Origin of the sequence: Shinella sumterensis (genome assembly GCF_004514425.2) — a bacterium.
GTDB lineage: Bacteria > Pseudomonadota > Alphaproteobacteria > Rhizobiales > Rhizobiaceae > Shinella > Shinella sumterensis.
In genome coordinates this window covers 224,776-244,314 of the sequence record NZ_MYFN02000007.1, presented here as the reverse complement: position 1 = coordinate 244,314, position 19,539 = coordinate 224,776, and the positions used below count along the sequence as shown (strand labels likewise).

Below are 19,539 nucleotides of genomic sequence, written 5' to 3'. Positions count from 1 at the left end.
CCGCCGGCCCCGATCTCTTTCTGCCGGCCGGTCTTGAACGAACCCGCGGAGCATGGTTGTGTCGCCTCCTATCGAAAGGCAGGAGTATCGCATGCGGGTTCTGGTGGTGGAAAATGACAAGGTGACTTTGCTCGGCCAGATCGGCATCGCGCTTGAAGAAGCAGGCGCCGAGATCGACATCTGCCGCCCCCATGCCGGCGACGCCATCCCCGCCGATGACACCGCCCATGACGCCATCGTCGTGATGGGCGGTCCGCAGAATGCGCTCGACGACGAGAGCCACGCCTACCTGCCCGCGCTTGCCGCCCTGATGCGCCGCTTCGGCGATGCCGACAAATCGGTCCTGGGCGTGTGCCTCGGCAGCCAGCTTCTGGCCCGCGCCTATGGCGGCGACAACCTGATCGGCACGGCGCCGGAATTCGGCTGGTGCACGGTGTCGCTGACTGCGGAAGGCGCCGCCGACCCGGTGCTGTCAGCCGCCGCGTCCTCCTTCCCGATCTTCGAATGGCACAGCGACACCTTCACGCTGCCTAAGGGTGCCGCGCGCCTTGCCGGAAGCGACGCCGTGGCGAACCAGGCCTTCCGGCTCGGCAGGGCGGTCTACGGCACGCAGTTCCATTTCGAGGCGAGCCGCGCGGTGGTCGACGAATGGGTCGCCACCTTCCCGGATCTCATCGCCGGCATGGCGCCGGACTGGTATGCAAGGCGCACGGAACTGGCCGCCGAAAGCGGGCCGAGCGCCGATGCCACGGGCCTGGCGCTGGCGCGTGCCTGGGTGGCGACGGTGCGCGCCGCCGACCGCCGCCGCGTCGCTTAAAGGCCGACAAGCGCTGCCGCGAACCGCAACGCCGCGTCGCGCAGCACCTCCGGCGCGAAGCCGGAAAAGCCGATCACCAGGCCCTGCCGCGGCGGCTGCGTGACCGCCATGGCCGAGAGCGCCCGCACACCGAGCCCCGCCTTACGCGCCATCTCGACCGCCACCATATCGGGCACATCGTCCGGCAGGCCCGCGACGAGGTGCAGGCCCTGGTCCGGCACGGCGACGGCGAGGCCGGGTGCCGTGCGAAGCCCGTCCAGCAAACCATCGCGCGCCGCCTGCGCCTGCCGCCGGGCGCGGCGCAGATGGGCGGCGAAGTGGCCCTCGCGGATGAGGTCGGTCAGCGCCGCCTCGGCCAGCGTCGGCGGGCTGCGATCGCTGCGTGTCCTGAGCGCGACGATCCGGTCGACAAGCGGGTCGGGCAGGACGGCGTAGCCGAGGCGCAATCCGGGAAACAGCACCTTGGAGAAGGTGCCGAGATAGATCACGCGGCCGCTGTCATCCATGCCCTGCATGGCGGCGAGCGGCGGGCCGGCATAGCGGAACTCGCTGTCGTAATCGTCCTCGATGATCCAGCCACCGGTGTCCCGCGCCCAGTCGATCAGCGCGAGCCTCCGGCGCATCGTCATCGTCACGCCGAGCGGAAACTGGTGCGACGGCGTGACATAGACGGCGCGGACCTCCGGCACGGCCCGGGCGATATCCGCCCCCTCGCCATCGACCGGCAGGCCCGATACGGCAAGCCCGTTGCCGGAAAAGACGGCCCGGGCGCTGGGATAACACGGGTCCTCGATCATCACCCGCTCGCCCGGCGAAAACAGTGCGCGCGCCACGAGGTCGAGGCCCTGCTGCGTGCCCGAGGTGATGAGGATGGACTGCGCCGTGCAGCGCACGCCGCGTGCCTGCCGCAGATAGGCCGCGAGCGCCTGTCGCAACGCTTCGCCACCGCGCGGATCGCCGTAGTGGAAGTGCTCCGGTCCCGGGCGGGCGAGGTGGCGGTTGAGCAGGGTGCGGAAGAGCGAGAGCGTGCGGGCATCCGCCATGGCGACGCCGAGCGTGCCGGGCAGCGGCATCCGCACCGCGGCACCCTCCATCGTCGCGGGCGCGGCGGCCTGCCGGACCGTCGGCACCCGGTCGGCGACGAAGGTGCCGGCACCGGGACGGGCGACCGCGTAGCCCTCGGCGATCAGCATCTCGAAGGCCGCGACCACGCTGCCGCGCGCAATGCCCAGCCGGGCGGCGAGATCGCGCGAGGTCGGCAGCTTGCCGCCGGCGGGCAGGGTGCCCGCCTCGATCAGCCGGCGCAGTTCCCGGTAGAGCGCGGGCGTGCGCTTGCCGGCGGCCGGCAGCACGGGAACGAGCGCCGACCAGTCGGGCGAATTGGTCTTCTTTTTTCGCTCTGAATTGGTGCTTTTTCGATCCAATGCCATGGCGCACCATGGCGGCATCGTTTTCGAAAGGCAAGCTCGCATGACCGCCGATACCGCCGCCTATCCCGTCACCCCGCGCAACCGCGTCAAGCGCATGCATGAGCGCGCCAGCTATGACCGCGCCGCCGTGCATGCCGTTCTCGATGCGGCGATGCTCTGTCACGTCGCCTATGTCATCGACGGCCAGCCCTATGCCACGCCCACGCTGTTCTGGCGCAGGCAAGACACGCTCTACTGGCACGGCTCGTCGGCAAGCCGCATGCTGCGCCACCTGAAGGCCGGCACGCCGGCCTGCCTGACGGTCGCCCATCTCGATGGCCTCGTGCTCGCCCGCTCCGGTTTCAACCATTCGGCCAACTACCGCTCCGCCATGTGCTTCGGCACGGCCCGCCTCGTCGAGGATGCCGACGAGAAGATCGAGGCGATGCGCGACGTGGTGGACCGCTTCTATCCCGGACGCAGCGCGCTTCTGCGCCCGATCACGCAGCAGGAGGCCAAGGCCACGACGATCATCGCCATGGAGATCGAGGAGGCGGCCGCCAAGGTGCGCGCCAAGGGCGTGGGCGACGACGAGGCGGATTTCGCCCTGCCGGTCTGGGCGGGCGTCATTCCCGTGACGACGGTGCTCGGCGCGGTGCAAACCTGCCCCCGGCTGGTGGCGGGCGTCGAGCCGCCGGAGGGCCTGTCGATCTTTGCCGAGAACGGCCGCCTGGACGACGCGCTGCTGGCCGGACAGCGCCGCGGCGGTTTCGCCCGTGGTTTCAAAGAGCATTCGGACGGGGCGCCGGAAGCTGCCTCGACTGAGAATGAATAGGTGACACCTTCCGGCGCCCCGTTCGGCGGTTTTTGCCCGCGACTCCGGTCTCTCTGCAAGGATCGAAAAGGCGGTGTCCTTCGCCGGTTTCCGGAATGGCCAGTGCCGTTTGACAACCGTCGCGCACGCCTTGGCGCTCCGTGGAAGGTGTCTCCACCTCCCGGCCTTTCTCCATGCCGGCGGACGATGCCGACGCATCCGCCAATCCCGATCCCCTTGTGTGCCGCACAGGCACGCCCGGCGCGCCGTTCGGGGCTGAAACGACAGGATCGGTCCGACATCCCGCCATTTCCCCCGTGTCGCCGGAGGGAGACCATTTTCCGCAGGCCCGGTGCATGAGGTTTCGCGTCATCCCCCCAAGCCCCGCGCCGACCCCGCCTCGCCGCAACGCCTTGCGGTGTATCCGAGGGCGGGATGGGAGGATTGTAGGCATGGTTGAGGAAGGTGGGGAAATCGGCGCGGGATTTTGCAGGGAAATCAGAGGATGCGAAGGGTTTACGTCCCCGGATGAGGGGCGGCGAGGACGGCGGCGCATGCGGCTGTGGGTCCTCGGGTCAAGCCCGAGGATGACGCCAGAAGAGAAGTCGAGGGAAAAGCAGCGCACCGTCTGCCGTACCGTTACACGAGCGGGAAATCGACATCTCCCTTCCATGGCGGAAGAGAAGGGCAAGTTCAAAGCAACGCAGCCGCTTGCCGCAGCACATAGCATCGACGGGTAATCAGCACCTCCCCTCCGTCATCCTCGGGCTAGACCCGAGGATCCGCCGTCAGGCTCTTCGTTAGCCGGCTAATTTATTTGCTGTTCCCGTTCTCGACCCCAAGAGCTACGCCGTTGCCCCGATGCGCTTGTAGAAGAACGTCGTCGCGCAGTAGCGGCCGTCGGGATAGAGCGCGTAGTCGGGAATGACGCCGGCGCGCTGCCAGCCGAGGCGCTCGTAGACCGTCTCGGCGGGGCTGCCGGTCGCGGTGTCGAGCACCAGAACCGTCTTGCCGTATTGCGCGGCTTCGGCCTCCGCCGCCGTCATCAGCGCACGGGCAAGCCCGCGGCCGCGTTCGCTTTCCAGCACCAGCAGCTTCTTCACATCCGCCCGGTGCGGCTGGTTCGGCATCTGGCGGATACCGACCTGCACCGTGCCGACGATGCGGCCGTCGCGTTCCGCCACGAAAAGCAGCGTCGCCTGCTCGGCGACCGCCGCGATCACGCCCTGCCAGAACGGCGCGGCATCGGCGGGCCCATAGGGCGCCATGAAGCCGACGGAGGCGCCGCCCGTCACGCAATCGGCCAGGACATCGCAGAGTTCGCCGATTCGGGCTTGCGCTTCGGCGGGATCGAGCCTTCTGATATCGCTCATCGGTTCCTCAAGATCGGCCGCGGTCCAGCACCACGGCGTAATGGGCCGGCGTGTCGCCGGGATTTTCGAAGACATGGCCCTCGGTGATGCTCATGTAGAGGCAATCGCCGGGGCGAAGATCATGCACGGCGTCGCCGACCGTCATGCGCAGGCTGCCGGAAAACAGCCAGACATGCTGCGTCATGCCGGCCTTGGCCGTTTCCGGCGGATAGGCGATGCGCGCGCCGGCGGGAAACGTCACGTCGATGACCTCGACGCGCGACGGGGTGCCTTGCGGCGAGACGGCGCGGCGCTGATAGCCCGTCTCGGGATCGCGCCAGACCGTCTGAGCCTCGTGCCGCGAGACGGGATCGTCCGTGCCTTCGGAAAAGGCGAAGAAGGCCGAAAGCGTCAGATCGAGCGCGGCGCACAGCCGTGACAGAAGCTGCGCCGTCGGGCTCGCCTCGCCGCGCTCGATGCGCGAGATCATCGCCCGGCTGACGCCCGAGGCGCCGGCGAGATCGTCCAGCGTCATGGCGCGCGCGCCGCGCAGCAGCCGCAGCCGCTCGCCGATGGCGCTTTCCAGGGGATCGTTTCCGTTTTCCATTATCATGGAATAATCTTCCCGCATAATGGAGTCAACCAGCATCAACCCATCCCGAAATAATTCTCCGCCATGGCGCTAAGGCGACAATGCGACATGATCAGCGGCGCTAAGTTGCCTTGAGGGCAATGGAGGGGCGGCGCATATGACGGACGGGACACAGCGGGCATCGTCGCTCTTTTCCATCACGGCCATCGTCGTCTCGATGACGCTCGTCGCGATCGGCAACGGCATCATGCTCGCCTATGTGCCCTATGTGCTGTCGCGCGCCGACGCACCGTCCTGGACGCCGGGCGCCGCCGTCACGGCAATCGCCTTCGGCGGCCTGCTCGGCTGCATCCTGGCCGGGCCCGTCATTCGCCGCGTCGGCCATGCGCGGGCCTTTTCCTGTTCCATGGCGCTGGTGCTCATCGCCGCCTTCCTCATCGCGCTCGGCGTCCATCCCATCCTGTGGATCGTGGCGCGCGGCATCTACGGCGTGGCGGGCAATGCCAATTTCATCATCGCCCAGAGCTGGCTGAACCACGCGGCCGACAACCGCTGGCGCGGCAAGGCCATGTCGTTTTTCTACATGGCCTATGTGCTGGGGCTCGGTGTGGGAGCCTGGCTGTTCGGCCGCATGCCGGCCGATGGCAATCTCGCGCCGCTCTTCACCATCTTCGTCACCACGCTCGCCATCCTGCCGATCGGCCTGACCCGCCTGCCGACACCGCCGGCCCCCGCCCGCGTCAGCGTCGATTTCGCCATGGCCTGGCGCAATTCGCCCGTCGCGCTGATCGGCGTTCTCGCCGCCGGCGGGCTCTCCATGGTCGTGCAGGGCTTTACGCCGATCTATGCCGCGACCAACAAGGTCGGGCAGCAGGACGTGGCGCTGCTCATGCTCGTCATGCAGTTCGGCCTCATCTTCGTGCAATATCCGCTCGGCACGCTTTCGGACCGCATCGACCGCCGCGTCGTGCTGATCGTCACCTGCCTGCTCATCACGGGGGCGGCCGTCGCCGCGCTGTTCGTGTCCTTCCAGGCGCTTTTCGTGCTGATGCTGGTCTTCGCGCTGTGGGCGGGGGCGGTGGAGAGCGTCTATTCCATCGCAAACGCCCACGCCAACGACCGCACGGACCCCGACGATTTCGTGCCGCTCGCCTCCACGCTGCTGGTGGCCTGGTCGGTCTCCGCGACGCTCGTTCCGCTCGCCGTGACCGCGCTCACGCCGAGCTTCGGGCCGCAGACCTTCATCTATGCGGTGATCGCCGTCGCGCTCGCCTATATCGCCTTCGTGGCGCAGCGCCTGCGGCTGCGCGAGACCGTGCCGCCGCAGGCGCGCGAGGGTTTCGAGATCAGAAGCGCGCAGGTGCCCAATGCCGGCGCGCTGGTGGAAGGCGACAAAGCCCCGGAATAGCGGCGCTTGCCGTTCGGAAACCCTTCATTTACCGCTTTTCGCCATCCGTGCGCGCTGCTATATGGCGCGCATGAGCACCAATTCCTCCACGCCCCTCGACCATATCCGCAACTTCTCGATCGTGGCCCATATCGACCACGGCAAGTCGACCCTCGCCGACCGGCTGATCCAGTCGACCGGCGGCCTTGCCGAACGCGAGATGTCGGAGCAGGTCCTCGACAACATGGATATCGAGCGCGAGCGCGGCATCACCATCAAGGCCCAGACCGTGCGCCTGCACTACAAGGCCAATGACGGCGAGACCTATGTCCTGAACCTCATCGACACGCCCGGCCACGTCGACTTCGCCTACGAAGTCTCTCGCTCGCTGTCGGCCTGCGAGGGCTCGCTGCTGGTCGTCGACGCCTCGCAGGGCGTGGAAGCCCAGACGCTCGCCAATGTCTACCAGGCGATCGACAACAACCACGAGCTCGTGACCGTGCTCAACAAGATCGACCTGCCGGCCGCCGAGCCCGAGCGTATCAAGGAACAGATCGAGGAAGTCATCGGCATCGACGCGTCGGAGGCCGTGCTGATCTCGGCCAAGACGGGCCTCGGCATTCCCGACGTGCTGGAAGCCATCGTCAAGCGCCTGCCCGCGCCCAAGAGCGAGGGCGGCGACAAGGCGCCCCTGAAGGCGCTCCTGGTCGACAGCTGGTACGACACCTATCTCGGCGTCATGGTTCTCGTGCGCGTCATCGAGGGCCGGCTGACCAAGGGCCAGACCATCCGCATGATGGGCACGGATGCGAAATACACCGTCGAGCGCGTCGGCGTGCTCACGCCCAAGATGGTGGCGATGGACAGCCTCGGCCCGGGCGAGATCGGCTTCATCACCGCCTCCATCAAGGAAGTGGCCGATACGCGCGTCGGCGACACGATCACCGAGGACAAGCGCCCGACGGCCAAGGCCCTGCCGGGCTTCAAGCCGGCCCAGCCGGTGGTGTTCTGTGGCCTCTTCCCGGTCGATGCGGCCGATTTCGAGGACCTGCGCTCGGCGATGGGCAAGCTGCGCCTCAACGACGCCTCCTTCTCCTTCGAGATGGAATCGTCGGCGGCGCTGGGCTTCGGCTTCCGCTGCGGCTTCCTCGGCCTGCTTCACCTCGAAATCATCCAGGAGCGCCTGGAGCGCGAGTTCGACCTCGACCTGATCGCGACGGCGCCTTCGGTCGTCTACCAGCTCTACATGACCGACGGCACGATGCGCGAGCTGCACAACCCGGCCGATATGCCCGACGTCGTGAAGATTTCGGAGATCCACGAGCCGTGGATCCGCGCCACGATCCTCACACCCGACGATTATCTCGGCGGCATCCTGAAGCTCTGCCAGGACCGCCGCGGCATCCAGATCGAGCTGACCTATGTCGGCACGCGCGCCATGCTGACCTACGACCTGCCGCTCAACGAAGTCGTCTTCGACTTCTACGACCGCCTGAAGTCGATCTCCAAGGGCTACGCCTCCTTCGACTACCAGATCACCGACCACAAGGAAGGCCATCTGGTGAAGATGTCGATCCTCGTCAACGGCGAGCCGGTCGATGCGCTCTCGATGATGGTGCACCGCATGGCCGCCGAAAAGCGCGGCCGCGACATGTGCGAGAAGCTCAAGGAGCTGATCCCCAAGCACATGTTCAAGATCCCGATCCAGGCCGCCATCGGCGGCAACGTGATCGCCCGCGAGACCATCTCGGCGCTGCGCAAGGACGTGACCGCCAAGTGCTACGGCGGCGACGCCACCCGCAAGCGCAAGCTGCTCGACAAGCAGAAGGCCGGCAAGAAGCGCATGCGCCAGTTCGGCAAGGTGGAGATCCCCCAGGAAGCCTTCATCGCTGCCCTGAAGATGGGCGACGAGTAGAACGAAAAAGGGAGGCGATGCCTCCCTTTTTTATGCCGTTTCGATCCCGCCTGGCCTTGCGGCGCCTTCCCTTGATGGCGGGGCGGGCGGGTCAGACCGCCTCCCAGCCGTCCTTTTCGCTGGCGCGGTAGATGGCGTCGATGAGCTTCTGGTTGTTGACCGAGCTTTCCAGCGGCACGATCTCCTCGTTTTCGCCGCGCGCCGCCTTGCTGAAGGCCTCGACCTCGCGGCGGTACTGGCGGGCATCCTGGAAGCGGAAGATCTGGCTTTCGGCGTGATTCTGGTTGGTCAGTTCCAGCTCCTCGGCGCCGTAGCGGTCGGCGTTGAACGGCGATTTGACCTCGATGAAACCCTTGTCGCCGTGGAACACCATGACCTGGCGCTGGGCGAGCTGGGTGGAGACGTAGAAGGACAGTTCGAAATCGCCGAAATCGGCGCGCACGCTCGAATAGATGTCCGTGCCGAATTCCGGGTCGCGGTCGGTGGTGGCCTGCACGCGGACCGGCTCCTTGCCGGTGACGAAGCGGGTGGTGATCGTCGGATAGACGCCGATATCGGGCAGGCCGCCGCCGCCGAGTGCCGGCACGTTGCGCATGTTGCCGGGATCGCGGTTGAAATAGGTGAAGGCGCCCTGGACATGGCGCAGGCGGCCGATGGCGCCTTCCGACAAGAGCGCGCGCACCTTGCGCCAGACCGGGCTGTAGGTGACCATGTAGGCTTCGGAGATCAGCACCTTGTTGCGGTCGCGCGCGGCGATCAGCGCGTCGATCTCGCCGGCGTGAAGCGCGATCGGCTTTTCGCACAGCACATGCTTGCCGGCATCCGCCGCCTTGATCGACCACTCGACATGCTGCGCGGTCGGCAGAGGGATATAGACGGCGTCGATCGTGTCGGAGGCCAGCATCTCCTCGTAGGAGCCGAAGGCATGCGGCACGGAGAAGCGGTCGGCCATGGCGCGGGCCTTGGAAAGGTCGCGGCTCGCGATGGCGGTGACGACGCAGTTCTCCGCGTCCTGGATGGCGGGCACGACGAGTTCGCGGCCAATCTTGGCCGTCGAGAGGATTCCGAAACGCAGCATGATGTCACTCCCTGATTGCGGCGAGAGACTAGTCGCGCCGCCGTCCGCCTGCAAGTTCGGAAAAATCCGCCGCCCCGCGTGCAAAGCCCCGCGCGGCGTCCTATGTTCGGCGCAGCGATTTGCGCACGAACCCTGGAGGATCCCATGCAGTTTCGACCCCTCGGCAAGACCGGCCTGTCCATCGCACCGCTGGTTTTCGGCGGCAATGTCTTCGGCTGGACGGCCGGCGAGAAGACCTCGTTCGACCTCCTGGACGCCTTCACGGATGCCGGCTTCAACGCCATCGACACGGCCGACGTCTATTCGAGCTGGGTGCCGGGCAACAAGGGCGGCGAGTCCGAGACGATCATCGGCAAGTGGCTGAAGCGTACGGGCGTGGCGCGCGACAAGGTGGTGATCATCACCAAGGTCGGCTCCGATATGGGCCAGGGCCGGCGCGACCTGCGCAAGTCGTGGATCCTCGAGGAAGTCGAGGCCTCGCTGAAGCGCCTTCAGACCGACCATATCGACCTCTATCTCTCGCACTGGCCGGACGACGCGACGCCCTATGAGGAAACGCTGGAGGCGCATGCGAGCCTCGTCGCCGCCGGCAAGGTGCGTGCCTTCGGCGCCTCCAACCTCGATGCGAACCAGCTGCAGGCCTCGTTCGACGCCGCCGACAAGGCGGGTCTGCCGCGTTATGGGGTGCTGCAGCCGGAATACAATCTTTACGACCGCGACGGTTTCGAAGGCCCGCTCGCCGATCTCTGCCGCAAGGAGGATATCGGCGTCATCACCTATTTCAGCCTCGCCTCGGGCTTCCTGACCGGCAAGTACCGCAGCAAGGCGGACACGGAAGGCACGGCGCGCGGCGAGGCCGTGCAGCGTTACCTCGACGACAAGGGCCAGCGCATCCTCGCCGCCCTCGACCAGGTGGCCGCCGAGACCGGCGCGAAGCCCGCCGAAATCGCGCTCGCCTGGCTGATGGCGAAACCGGCCGTGACCGCACCGATTGCCAGCGCCACCAGCCTTTCGCAGCTGGCGAGCCTCACCCGGGCGGCATCGCTTTCGCTGTCGGCCGACCAGGTCGCGCTGCTCGACAGGGCAGGGGCGTGACCGCCGTCGTGGCGATCCGCGACGCGGTGGCGGGGGACGAGGCGGCGTGGCGGGCGCTCTGGGCCGGCTACCTCACCTTCTATGCGGCCGACGTGCCGGAGGAGGTGACGGCCTTCACCTGGGCCCGCATCCTCGATCCCTCCTCGCGCGTCACCATGCGCATTGCCGAGCAGGATGGTCGGCCCGTGGGCTTCGCCATCCACCACTATCACGACTGCACCTGGGATATCGCGCCGGAAGGCTATCTCGAGGATCTCTATGTCGACGAGACGGTGCGCGGCAAGGGCATCGGCCGGGCGCTGGTGGACGATCTCATCGCACTTGCGAAACGCCACGGCTGGCGCGGCATCTACTGGCACACCAACGGCGACAATGCCCGCGCCCGCAGGCTCTACGACAGCTATGCCCCGGCCGACGGCTATGTGCGCTACCGCCTGAAGACATAGACCGGCCCCGCATCGGGGCCGGTTTTAAGCCAATGCCGGCCGGTCAGCCGGCGATGCCCTTCAGCGTGTTGGCGACGTTGAGGCCGATTTCCGGCACGCCGTAACCGCCTTCCATGATGGTGACGACGGGCACGCCGCTGGCGGCGACCGCCCGGCCCATCGTCACGTAATCCGGCGACGTGAGCTTGAAGAAGGAGATGGGGTCCTTCTCGAAGGTATCGACGCCCAGCGACAGCACGATCGCCTCCGCGCCGAAGGCGGAAATGCGCTTCAGCGCGTCGTGCAGCGCCTGCTCCCACACGGCATAGGGCGTGCCCGGCGGCAGCGGATAGTTCTGCGTGGTGCCTTCGCCCGCGCCCTTTCCGGTCTCCTCCGCATAGCCGAGGAAATGCGGGAAGGCTTCCGCCGGGTCGCCGTGCAGCGAGGCGAAATAGACGTCGCCGCGTTCGTAGAAGATGTCCTGCGTGCCATTGCCGTGGTGGAAGTCGACATCGAGAACGGCCACCTTCTTCGCGCCCTTGTCGAGCAGCCGCTGGGCGGCCACGGCCGCATTGTTGATGAAGCAGTAGCCGCCGAACGAATCGATGCCGGCATGGTGGCCGGGCGGGCGGCAGAGCGCGAAGGCGGCCTTTGCGCCGGAGGCGAGGATATCGGTGGCCGTCAGCGCGGTGCGCATGGAGGAAAGCGCCGCCTCCCAGGTGCCCGGCGAGATCGCCGTCTCGGCGGCGTTGCAGTAGTAGCCGAGCAGGCCGTCGATCTGGGTGGGAATGCGCGGCGAGGTGCGGCGCACGGGGAAGGAAGTTGCGATGGCCTCGCCCCGGTAGCCGGCCGCCTTCCACTGGTCCCAGGCGGTTTCGAGGAAGGACAGGTAGCCGGCGTCATGCACCTTCAGCGCGGTTTCGAGACCATAGTCGTCAGGGGCGGCGATATCGGTGAAACCGCCGTCCTTGACGGCCGCGAGGATCCATTCCGCCCTGAACGGCGCCTCGAACGGCGCCACCAGCTCGCCGCCGTGAAGTTCGCTGCGGGCGTTCCTGAGCTTGTGGTCCTCGGAAAAGATAACGCGCATGAAGGGCTCCCCATTTTCATTCGGGCGCGACGGTAGTGCATTTTTTGCGCAAGGGGAATCGGCGGGATGAAGGGGACATGTTTTCTGTTTCCCCTTCATCCGCATCGCCTTCAGGCCACGGCGGCGCGCTGCTGCCTGATAAGGCCGATCTGCTTGAGAAGCAGGATATCCGCAACCGCGACGGCGGCCACGGCGACGAGGACGATGCCCGTGAGCGTGAGGCCGTCGCGGCCGGCGACGAGGACGGCGATGCTGCCGATGACCCACAGCCCGTCACCGGCGATGGCGAGGCGAACCGCGGCGGCCGAAGGCGGCACCTGCCGCCCGAGCGCGAGGTGGAACAGGCCCCACACCAGGAAGAAGGCCGCCAGTCCGTTGACGAGCGCGGGCGTGGCGAACGGTCCGACGAGCGCTCCGACCGGGCCTGGTATCGCGAAGAACAGGGCGGCGACGGCCAGCGAGAAGACGCCGTCGGCGAGGAGGACGGATTGCAGGAGATTGCGGTTGAGGGCGGCGAACATGATGGGCTCCTTCGTTGTCGATGGCGCCATCCTGCCGGCCATGGTGCAGCAAACCAATTACCTCGGAGGTAATGGAAATCACGCGCCACCTCCTGTTTACTGCGCGCCGGTCTGGAGGAAAGCATGGAATTCGGCGACCATCTCAGGGAATGGCGCGGCCACCGCCGCATGAGCCAGCTGGCGCTGGCAAGCGAGGCGGGCATTTCGGCGCGCCATCTGTCCTTTCTGGAAACCGGCCGCTCGCGCCCGTCGGAAGGCATGATCCTGCGGCTTTCGGCCGTGCTCGACATTCCCGCGCGCGACCAGGGCGCGCTGTTTTCCGCCGCCGGCTTCCGGCCGCGCTTCGCCACGACGCCGTCCGCCAGCCTCGCCGCCCTTCCGGCGGCGGTGGTCGAGGCCATCGGCCTCATCCTGGACCGGCACGATCCCTATCCGGGCGTGGTGTTCGACCACGAATACAACGTGCTGACGGCCAACCAGGCCTTCATGGGCCTTGCCGGCATGGCGGGGATTGCCGTTTCGCCCGGCGACAATTTTCTCGATGCCTATCTCGGCCCCACGCCGCTGCGCTCCATCGTCGTGAACTGGCCGCGCTCGGCCGCCGACCTCGTCAACCGCATCCGCGCGGAAGCCCGTCTCCAGGGGCCGCGCAGCCCGCTCGTCAAACGCATCGAGCGGCTGGCGGCGGCGGACGATGTCCGGGCCGCACTTGACGATTTTCCCGCCACCGAACGGCTTCCCGTGCTGCCGATCGAGATGCGGATCGGCGCGAAGCGCTTCAACTGGATCACCACGCTCACCTCCTTCGGCTCCGCGCAGGATGCGCTCGTGCAGGGCGTGCTCATCGAGAGCTTCTTTCCCGCGGACGCGCAGACGCGGGCTCATTTCGAGGGTGGAGCGGGGCCGAAGACGAAACGGGAATAGCCGAGGAAGGACCAGGCCATCGCGCAAAGCGAGGCCACGGCGACGGCAAGCACGGGGGGAAAGGTCGGGAAGGCGATGACGAGGGCGGAATAGAGCGCATAGTTCAGCATGGAGGCCGAGAGGCCGACCCCGCCATAGCGCGCGCCTTCCGCCACGAGGCCACGCGCGCTGCGACCGAAGGTAAAGGTGCGGTTCACCCAGAAGGTGAACAGCATGGCGAGCGCGATGGCGATGAGCCGTGCCGTGAGCGGCCCGAGCGGCGTGACCCACAACAGCAGCGCCAGCGTGCCGGCATCGACGAGGAAACCGGCAATGCCGGTGGCCGCGAAGAGCAGGAGACGCCTCATGCCGCGCGCGGCCGCTCCGCGGGATGCTGCGTTGCGGGGGCGCGATGGCGATGGCCGGCATGACCGGCCGGCAGGTTCATGTAGTGGATGCGCAGCTGTTCGGCCCGGGCGCGGGCCAGCGAATCGAGGATCATGCCGGCGGAGAAGACGAGGAAGGAAATGAGCATCAGCACGAGCGAGAAGACCCAGGTCGGCATGCGCTCGACGAGGCCGGTCTCGAAATAGGCGACCAGCACCGGCGCCATGAAGACCAGGCTTGCCAGAAGGAAGCCGCCGCTGATCGCGCCGAAGAAGGTGAAGGGCCGGGTTTCCTTCATCAGCATGGCGAACATCCACAGGATCTTTCCGCCGTCGCGGAAGGTGGAGAGCTTGGAATGCGAGCCGTCCGGGCGCCGGCCGTAATCCAGCTCCAGCTCGGCCACGGGCAGGCGCAGCCGCGAGGCATGCACCGACATCTCCGTCTCGATCTCGAAGCCGCCGGAAACGGCGGGGAAGCTCTTGGCGAAACGGCGCGAGAAGGCGCGGTAGCCGGAGAAGATGTCGGAGAAATCGTTGCCGAACAGCGAACGGTAGAGCGTGTTGAAGATCCGGTTGCCGAAGGCATGGCCCTGGCGGCCGGCATCGGCACGCACGCCGCGGCGCGTGCCCACCACCATGTCCGCACCCTCGGTGATCAGCGTGCGGATGAGTTCCGGCGCATCGGCAGCGGCATAGGTGCCGTCGCCGTCGGCCATGATGTAGATGTCGGCCTCGATGTCGGAGAACATGCGGCGCACCACATTGCCCTTGCCCTGGCGGCGCTCGCGCACGACGGTCGCGCCGGCAAGGGCGGCCCGCAGCGCGGTCGAATCGGTGGAATTGTTGTCGTAGACGTAGATGCGGGCCATCGGCAGCGTGGCGCGGAAGGCGGCGACCACGTCGCTTATCGTCTGGGCCTCGTTGTAGCAGGGCAGGAGCACGGCGATATCGAGGTCTTCCATCAGGGCTTCCGTCATGGGGTGCAATCTCCCGTCCACGCCGCCTCATGCGGGCGCCGTTTTACTATTTCTTGAGAAGGTTAAGGCTAGGTTTCGGGCGGCTTCGAACGCTGCACGAAAGGGTCAAGACATGCCGGAAACCACGCCCTCGGCCCTGCCGCTCGCAGCCGCCGCCGCGCCGCCGCGCCGCCAGGGCATGACCGCAGGCGTGCTGGCGCTCTACGCCGCCATCGCCATCGCGCTCCTGCTTGCCATCTCGCTGCCGTTTGCCACCGACTATGTCGGCGCCGACAACGACGACACGATGCGCCTCGTCATGGTGCGCGACCTCATGGCCGGCCAGGGCTGGTTCGACATGACGCAATACCGTCTCGGCCTCGACGGCGGCACCCTCATGCACTGGTCGCGGTTCATCGACCTGCCCATCGCCAACCTGATCGGCTTCTTCTCGCTTTTCGTCGAGCAGCCGCGCGCGGAAGCGCTGGCGCTGGCGGTCTGGCCGCTCATGCTGGTCGTGCCGGTGTTGTTCTTCATGGGATTGGCCGGCCACCGGCTGGGCGGCGCCGCCGCCATGCATGCGACGCTGATCCTGACGACGATCTTCGTCGTGGCGCTCAACCGCTTCCAGCCGGGCTCGATCGATCACCACAATGTGCAGCTCGCCATTATCGCCGGCATTGCCGCCATGCTGCTCGATCCGGGCCTGCGCGCGCGCGACCATGCGGCGGCCGGCGCGCTGGCGGGCTTCGCCATCGCCATCGGTGCCGAAACCACGCCGCTGGTCGGCGCGGTCTGCCTCGTCGTGGCGCTGCGCTGGCTCTGGCTGGGCCCGGCGTTCCGTGCGGCCGCCGCCGCCTTCGGGCTGGCGCTGGCGGCGACGGTGACGCTTGCCTTCTTCGCCACGGTCGCGCCCTCGCGCTACACGCAGGTGACCTGCGACAGCCTGTCCTACGGCTTCTATGCGCTCGCCACGTTCGGCGGCGCGATGCTGTTCCTGGTCGCATCCCTCACCAGCAACCGGGCCTTCGGCGGCCGGCTCGCCGCCCTCGCCATAGGCGGTGCGGTTATCGCAGGCGCGGTCCTCGTTATCGCGCCGGGCTGCCTCGCCAATCCGCTCGACACGCTCGATCCGCTGCTGAAGACCTTCTGGCTGTCGGGCGTCATCGAGGCGCAGTCGGCCGTCGCGCAGTTCCGGCTGGAGCCGGCCTCCATCGGGACCTATTACGCGCCGGCCCTGCTCGCGCTCGTCGTCTGCCTGTGGCGCATCCGCCGTGGCGAGGCCGTCGGCGGGCACCTGACGATGCTGGCGCTGATCGGCGTCGCCTTCGCCGTCTCGCTCATCCAGATCCGCGGCGCGATCTTCAGCAACCTGCTGTCGGCGCTGCCGCTCGGCCTTGCCATTGCCGACCTGCGCCGGGTCTCGAACGCCCATCCGAGAAACCTCGGGCTCGGCCTCGCCTTTGCCGGCCTGACGCTGGCCGCCGTGCCCGCCACATGGGCGCTTGCCGGCGCGCTTTTGCCCGGCCGCTCGCAGGAGCAATTGCAGGCTGGGCTTGCCGGCACCGCGAAGGTGCGCGCCGCCTGCACGGCGCAGGCCTCCATCGCGCCGCTGGCGAACGAACCGGCGGGCGTCGTGTCCGGGCCGTCCAATCTCGGCGTACAGATCCTGCGCTACACGCCGCACCGGGTGCTCTCCGCACCCTATCACCGCAACCAGGGCGGCATGCTGACGGAGCTGCATATCGGCCTGTCCAATCCACATCAGGCCGAGGCTTTCCTGCGCGGGGCGCATGTCACGCTGGTCGCCTTCTGCGCCGACGACACCCAGACCCGCGACCTCGCCAAGGCCGAACCCGAAGGCCTGTATGCCGATCTGCTGAGGGGGCGGGTGCCGGATTATCTGGAACCGATCGCGGGAACCGAGAACGCCGCCTTGCAGCTCTTCCGGGTCAGGCCGCAATAGCGGCACTGCGCTGGGGACACGGCCTGCACCGGCCTGTCATCTGCCGGCAAACGCACTAGACTTGGCGGCATGAGCTTCTTTTCGGACAATGATTCGCCCAGCAACCTTGCCGAATATTCGGTGTCGGAACTCTCCGGCTCCATCAAGCGCACGGTCGAGCAGGCCTTCGACCAGGTGCGCGTGCGCGGCGAGATTTCCGGCTATCGCGGCCCGCATTCCTCGGGGCATGCCTATTTTTCGCTGAAGGACGACCGGGCGCGCATCGACGCCGTCGTCTGGAAAGGCAGCTTCTCGCGCCTGCGCTTCAAGCCGGAAGAGGGCATGGAGGTGATCGCGACAGGCAAGATCACCACCTTCCCGGGCTCCTCGAAATACCAGATCGTCATCGAGACGCTGGAGCCGGCCGGCGCGGGCGCGCTGATGGCGCTTCTGGAGGAACGCCGCCGCAAGCTCGCCGCCGAAGGCCTGTTCGATGCGGAGCGCAAGAAGCCGCTGCCCTTCCTGCCGAAGGTGATCGGCGTCGTGACCTCGCCGACCGGGGCCGTCATCCGCGATATCCTGCACCGCATCGCCGACCGTTTCCCGGTTCATGTCGTGGTCTGGCCGGTCAAGGTGCAGGGCGAGGGGTCCGGCCAGGAGGTGGCCGCCGCCATCGAGGGCTTCAACGCGTTTGTCCCCGGCGGGCCGATCGCGCGGCCCGACGTGCTGATCGTCGCACGCGGCGGCGGCAGCCTGGAGGACCTCTGGAGCTTCAACGACGAGATCGTCGTCAGGGCCGCGGCGGCCTCGCGGATCCCGCTGATCGCGGCCGTCGGGCATGAAACGGACTGGACGCTGATCGACCACGCCGCCGACCGCCGCGCGCCCACCCCCACGGGGGCGGCGGAAATGGCGGTGCCCGTGAAGGCCGATCTTCAGGCCGAGATCGCCTCGCTTGCCGCACGGCTCGGCGGCGCGATGGCGCGCCAGATGGACAATCGCCGCCAGGGCGTGCGCGCGCTTGCCCGCGCGCTGCCCTCGCTCGACCAGCTTCTGGCCCTGCCGCGCCGCCGCTTCGATGAAGCCGCCGCCGGTCTCGGCCGCGGGCTGCACATGAACACGGTCAACAAGCGCCGCAGCTTCGAGCGGGCCGCCGCGCATCTGCGCCCCGACATGCTGGTGACACGCATCGCCGAGCGCCGCCAGCGCGTCGACGAGCGGCTGCTGCGGGCCGAGCGCGTGATCGAGCGCCGGCTCGACCAGCTGCGCGCGCGGCTTTCGGCTTTCGACGTGTCCCTGCGGGCGACACCCGCCCGCATCAGGACGCAGACCGAGCGGTCGCGCGACAGGCTCAAGGGCCTCGCGCTGCGGGGCGAAAGCGCGCTTGCCGGCGATCTGGCGCGCCGCCGCGCGCTCCTGCAGGCGCAGGATCGCGTGCTGCAATCGCTCTCCTACCGCAACGTGCTGAAGCGCGGCTATGCGCTGGTGCGCGACGAGGACGGCGCGCCGGTAAAGGGGGCGAGCGAACTCGGCCCCGGCCGCGCCATCGCCATCGAGTTCGCCGACGGCGTGGTCGATGCCGTCACGGGCCCTGTTACGGGTTCAGGCGGCGGCGGCGCGCCGCAGCGCAAAAAGCCGGCCAGACCGGAAACGGAGGCGGCAAAACCCGCGCCGCGCCAGGGCTCGCTGTTCTGAGGCCGCCATGCGCATCCTGCTCGTGCTCGCCCATCCGCTGGAAGACAGTTTCGCCGCAAGCATCGCGGAAACGGCGCGCAGGACGCTGACGGCAAACGGTCATACGGTGGACCTGCTGGACCTCTATCGCGAGGATTTCGATCCTCGGCTGAGCGAAAGCGAGCGGGCGCGCTATTTCGCGCCGGATTACGACCCCGCCGAGGCCGAACCCTTCGTCTCGCGCCTGAAGCAGGCGGACGGGATAATACTGGTCTTTCCGCAATGGTGGTTCAATTTCCCGGCCATCCTGAAGGGCTTCTTCGACCGGGTCTTCGTGCCCGGCGTCGCCTTCGAGAACGATCCTGCCGGCGGGCGCATCCGGCCGCGGCTCGGCAATATCCGCCTGTTCTGGGCCTTTACCACGACGGGCTCGCCCTGGTGGGTCGTCAACCTCTATATGGGCAACCCCGTCAAACGGCTGCTGAAGCGCGGCATCGCGGCCTTCTGCGCCAAAGGCCTCGATTTCCGCATGGTCAATCTCCACGACATGGACCGCGCGGACGAGGACAAGCGCAGGGCGCATGTCGCGCGCGTCGAAAAGCGCGTCGGCCGCATCTGATCATTCGAATTTCGCAAGGAAGGTCCGAAGCAGGCCGTCGAGCGCGTCGCGTTCGCCGGGGCTCAGCGCGGCGACCAGCCGGTGCTGGTTCTGCACATGGCTTTCGACCGCCGCATCGACCAGCGCCAGTCCCTTGTCCGTAAGCGCGATGATCACGCCGCGGCGATCTTCCGGATTGTGCGTGCGTTTTATGAGGCCCGCCTTTTCCAGCTGGTCGAGCCGGTTGGTCATGGTGCCGGAGCTGACCATGGTGGTGGCGAGGAGATCGCCCGGGGACAGCCTGTAGGGCGCGCCGGAACGGCGAAGCGTCGCCAGCACGTCGAAGGCCGCCATGTTGATGCCGTGCCCGGCGAAGACCTTTTCCGTCTCGCGGGCAAGGTGGTTGCGCAGGCGCGCGAGGCGGCCGAGCAGGCCCATCGGCCCGGTGTCGAGGTCCGGACGTTCGCGGTTCCATTGGGCGGTAATTCTGTCGACGTGATCCATGGCGCGACTAAAGAGATAAATTATCTTGACGTCAAGATAATCGCATATATCTTGACGTCAAGATTCTTTGTTTAGAGA

At 67.5% G+C, this 19,539-nt stretch carries 19 protein-coding genes; 10 read left to right on the top strand and 9 right to left on the bottom strand.

What is annotated here, in order from left to right; translation table 11 throughout:
- Positions 1 to 91: 91 nt before the first annotated feature.
- Positions 92 to 817, top strand: coding sequence for a type 1 glutamine amidotransferase (locus B5M41_RS15180; RefSeq protein ID WP_134650419.1), 726 nt, complete (start codon positions 92 to 94; stop codon positions 815 to 817).
- Here the strand turns inward: B5M41_RS15180 and pdxR are convergent.
- Positions 814 to 2,247, bottom strand: a complete 1,434-nt coding sequence (gene pdxR, locus B5M41_RS15175; protein WP_134650418.1) for a MocR-like pyridoxine biosynthesis transcription factor PdxR — start codon at positions 2,245 to 2,247, stop codon at positions 814 to 816. The genes B5M41_RS15180 and pdxR overlap by 4 nt on opposite strands.
- A 40-nt stretch (positions 2,248 to 2,287) precedes the next feature.
- Between pdxR and B5M41_RS15170 the strand changes: the two genes are divergently transcribed.
- On the top strand, positions 2,288 to 3,061 hold the full coding sequence (locus B5M41_RS15170) for a pyridoxamine 5'-phosphate oxidase family protein (protein ID WP_230640104.1): 774 nt from the start codon (positions 2,288 to 2,290) through the stop codon (positions 3,059 to 3,061).
- Between the two features lie 824 nt (positions 3,062 to 3,885).
- Here the strand turns inward: B5M41_RS15170 and B5M41_RS15165 are convergent.
- Together B5M41_RS15165 and B5M41_RS15160 are read right to left on the bottom strand one after the other, a co-directional pair.
- On the bottom strand, positions 3,886 to 4,413 hold the full coding sequence (locus tag B5M41_RS15165; RefSeq protein ID WP_134648206.1) for a GNAT family N-acetyltransferase: 528 nt from the start codon (positions 4,411 to 4,413) through the stop codon (positions 3,886 to 3,888).
- A gap of 7 nt (positions 4,414 to 4,420) precedes the next feature.
- Positions 4,421 to 5,005: a helix-turn-helix domain-containing protein gene (locus B5M41_RS15160; protein ID WP_413713171.1), complete on the bottom strand. Its 585-nt coding sequence runs from the start codon at positions 5,003 to 5,005 to the stop codon at positions 4,421 to 4,423.
- Between the two features lie 136 nt (positions 5,006 to 5,141).
- On the opposite strand from B5M41_RS15160, the gene B5M41_RS15155 reads away from it, so the two are divergent.
- Positions 5,142 to 6,392, top strand: coding sequence for an MFS transporter (locus tag B5M41_RS15155; RefSeq protein WP_134648204.1), 1,251 nt, complete (start codon positions 5,142 to 5,144; stop codon positions 6,390 to 6,392).
- A gap of 61 nt (positions 6,393 to 6,453) precedes the next feature.
- A complete protein-coding gene (gene lepA, locus B5M41_RS15150; RefSeq protein ID WP_134648202.1) occupies positions 6,454 to 8,286 on the top strand; it encodes a translation elongation factor 4 in 1,833 nt (610 codons plus the stop codon).
- A gap of 91 nt (positions 8,287 to 8,377) precedes the next feature.
- Here lepA and B5M41_RS15145 read toward each other — a convergent pair whose 3' ends face one another.
- Positions 8,378 to 9,364 carry a Gfo/Idh/MocA family protein gene (locus tag B5M41_RS15145; protein ID WP_134648200.1) on the bottom strand — a complete coding sequence of 329 codons (987 nt, stop codon included), beginning with the start codon at positions 9,362 to 9,364 and terminating at the stop codon, positions 8,378 to 8,380.
- 144 nt (positions 9,365 to 9,508) lie between these two features.
- Between B5M41_RS15145 and B5M41_RS15140 the strand changes: the two genes are divergently transcribed.
- Both B5M41_RS15140 and B5M41_RS15135 read left to right on the top strand, forming a co-directional pair.
- Positions 9,509 to 10,459 carry an aldo/keto reductase gene (locus B5M41_RS15140; protein ID WP_134648198.1) on the top strand — a complete coding sequence of 317 codons (951 nt, stop codon included), beginning with the start codon at positions 9,509 to 9,511 and terminating at the stop codon, positions 10,457 to 10,459.
- Positions 10,456 to 10,905 carry a GNAT family N-acetyltransferase gene (locus B5M41_RS15135; RefSeq protein WP_230640102.1) on the top strand — a complete coding sequence of 150 codons (450 nt, stop codon included), beginning with the start codon at positions 10,456 to 10,458 and terminating at the stop codon, positions 10,903 to 10,905. Before B5M41_RS15140 ends, B5M41_RS15135 begins: the two co-directional genes overlap by 4 nt.
- 43 nt (positions 10,906 to 10,948) lie before the next feature.
- Here the strand turns inward: B5M41_RS15135 and B5M41_RS15130 are convergent, their stop codons facing one another.
- Together B5M41_RS15130 and B5M41_RS15125 are read right to left on the bottom strand one after the other, a co-directional pair.
- Positions 10,949 to 11,974, bottom strand: coding sequence for a histone deacetylase family protein (locus B5M41_RS15130; protein WP_134648196.1), 1,026 nt, complete (start codon positions 11,972 to 11,974; stop codon positions 10,949 to 10,951).
- Between the two features lie 110 nt (positions 11,975 to 12,084).
- Complete coding sequence (locus B5M41_RS15125) at positions 12,085 to 12,495, bottom strand: hypothetical protein (protein WP_134648194.1); 411 nt, start codon at positions 12,493 to 12,495, stop codon at positions 12,085 to 12,087.
- A 123-nt stretch (positions 12,496 to 12,618) separates the two neighbouring features.
- Here B5M41_RS15125 and B5M41_RS15120 point away from each other — a divergent pair, with 123 nt between their 5' ends.
- On the top strand, positions 12,619 to 13,419 hold the full coding sequence (locus B5M41_RS15120; protein ID WP_134648192.1) for a helix-turn-helix domain-containing protein: 801 nt from the start codon (positions 12,619 to 12,621) through the stop codon (positions 13,417 to 13,419).
- Here B5M41_RS15120 and B5M41_RS15115 read toward each other — a convergent pair.
- Entirely contained in the window at positions 13,377 to 13,766 is a 390-nt protein-coding gene (locus tag B5M41_RS15115; protein WP_134648190.1) for a GtrA family protein, read from the bottom strand. The genes B5M41_RS15120 and B5M41_RS15115 overlap by 43 nt on opposite strands.
- Entirely contained in the window at positions 13,763 to 14,761 is a 999-nt protein-coding gene (locus B5M41_RS15110) for a glycosyltransferase (protein ID WP_134648188.1), read from the bottom strand. The genes B5M41_RS15115 and B5M41_RS15110 overlap by 4 nt, the downstream gene beginning before the upstream one ends.
- Positions 14,762 to 14,939: 178 nt before the next feature.
- Here B5M41_RS15110 and B5M41_RS15105 point away from each other — a divergent pair, with 178 nt between their 5' ends.
- The 3 genes from B5M41_RS15105 (at position 14,940) to B5M41_RS15095 (ending at position 18,978) form a co-directional block, all read left to right on the top strand.
- Positions 14,940 to 16,706: a hypothetical protein gene (locus B5M41_RS15105; protein ID WP_413713173.1), complete on the top strand. Its 1,767-nt coding sequence runs from the start codon at positions 14,940 to 14,942 to the stop codon at positions 16,704 to 16,706.
- 69 nt (positions 16,707 to 16,775) lie between these two features.
- Complete coding sequence (gene xseA, locus B5M41_RS15100; RefSeq protein WP_134648184.1) at positions 16,776 to 18,380, top strand: exodeoxyribonuclease VII large subunit; 1,605 nt, start codon at positions 16,776 to 16,778, stop codon at positions 18,378 to 18,380.
- A 7-nt stretch (positions 18,381 to 18,387) separates the two neighbouring features.
- Positions 18,388 to 18,978, top strand: a complete 591-nt coding sequence (locus tag B5M41_RS15095) for an NAD(P)H-dependent oxidoreductase (protein ID WP_134648182.1) — start codon at positions 18,388 to 18,390, stop codon at positions 18,976 to 18,978.
- Here B5M41_RS15095 and B5M41_RS15090 read toward each other — a convergent pair whose 3' ends face one another.
- Positions 18,979 to 19,461 carry a MarR family winged helix-turn-helix transcriptional regulator gene (locus B5M41_RS15090; RefSeq protein WP_134648180.1) on the bottom strand — a complete coding sequence of 161 codons (483 nt, stop codon included), beginning with the start codon at positions 19,459 to 19,461 and terminating at the stop codon, positions 18,979 to 18,981.
- Positions 19,462 to 19,539: the final 78 nt, after the last annotated feature.

Excerpts from the sequence above, each read along its gene's own strand:
- B5M41_RS15180 (WP_134650419.1), top strand. The coding sequence starts at position 92 with ATGCGGGTTCTGGTGGTGGAAAATGACAAGGTGACTTTGCTCGGCCAG.
- pdxR (WP_134650418.1), bottom strand. The coding sequence starts at position 2,247 with ATGGCATTGGATCGAAAAAGCACCAATTCAGAGCGAAAAAAGAAGACC.
- B5M41_RS15170 (WP_230640104.1), top strand. The coding sequence starts at position 2,288 with ATGACCGCCGATACCGCCGCCTATCCCGTCACCCCGCGCAACCGCGTC.
- B5M41_RS15165 (WP_134648206.1), bottom strand. The coding sequence starts at position 4,413 with ATGAGCGATATCAGAAGGCTCGATCCCGCCGAAGCGCAAGCCCGAATC.
- B5M41_RS15160 (WP_413713171.1), bottom strand. The coding sequence starts at position 5,005 with ATGATAATGGAAAACGGAAACGATCCCCTGGAAAGCGCCATCGGCGAG.
- B5M41_RS15155 (WP_134648204.1), top strand. The coding sequence starts at position 5,142 with ATGACGGACGGGACACAGCGGGCATCGTCGCTCTTTTCCATCACGGCC.
- lepA (WP_134648202.1), top strand. The coding sequence starts at position 6,454 with ATGGCGCGCATGAGCACCAATTCCTCCACGCCCCTCGACCATATCCGC.
- B5M41_RS15145 (WP_134648200.1), bottom strand. The coding sequence starts at position 9,364 with ATGCTGCGTTTCGGAATCCTCTCGACGGCCAAGATTGGCCGCGAACTC.
- B5M41_RS15140 (WP_134648198.1), top strand. The coding sequence starts at position 9,509 with ATGCAGTTTCGACCCCTCGGCAAGACCGGCCTGTCCATCGCACCGCTG.
- B5M41_RS15130 (WP_134648196.1), bottom strand. The coding sequence starts at position 11,974 with ATGCGCGTTATCTTTTCCGAGGACCACAAGCTCAGGAACGCCCGCAGC.
- B5M41_RS15125 (WP_134648194.1), bottom strand. The coding sequence starts at position 12,495 with ATGTTCGCCGCCCTCAACCGCAATCTCCTGCAATCCGTCCTCCTCGCC.
- B5M41_RS15120 (WP_134648192.1), top strand. The coding sequence starts at position 12,619 with ATGGAATTCGGCGACCATCTCAGGGAATGGCGCGGCCACCGCCGCATG.
- B5M41_RS15115 (WP_134648190.1), bottom strand. The coding sequence starts at position 13,766 with ATGAGGCGTCTCCTGCTCTTCGCGGCCACCGGCATTGCCGGTTTCCTC.
- B5M41_RS15110 (WP_134648188.1), bottom strand. The coding sequence starts at position 14,761 with ATGACGGAAGCCCTGATGGAAGACCTCGATATCGCCGTGCTCCTGCCC.
- B5M41_RS15105 (WP_413713173.1), top strand. The coding sequence starts at position 14,940 with ATGACCGCAGGCGTGCTGGCGCTCTACGCCGCCATCGCCATCGCGCTC.
- xseA (WP_134648184.1), top strand. The coding sequence starts at position 16,776 with ATGAGCTTCTTTTCGGACAATGATTCGCCCAGCAACCTTGCCGAATAT.
- B5M41_RS15095 (WP_134648182.1), top strand. The coding sequence starts at position 18,388 with ATGCGCATCCTGCTCGTGCTCGCCCATCCGCTGGAAGACAGTTTCGCC.
- B5M41_RS15090 (WP_134648180.1), bottom strand. The coding sequence starts at position 19,461 with ATGGATCACGTCGACAGAATTACCGCCCAATGGAACCGCGAACGTCCG.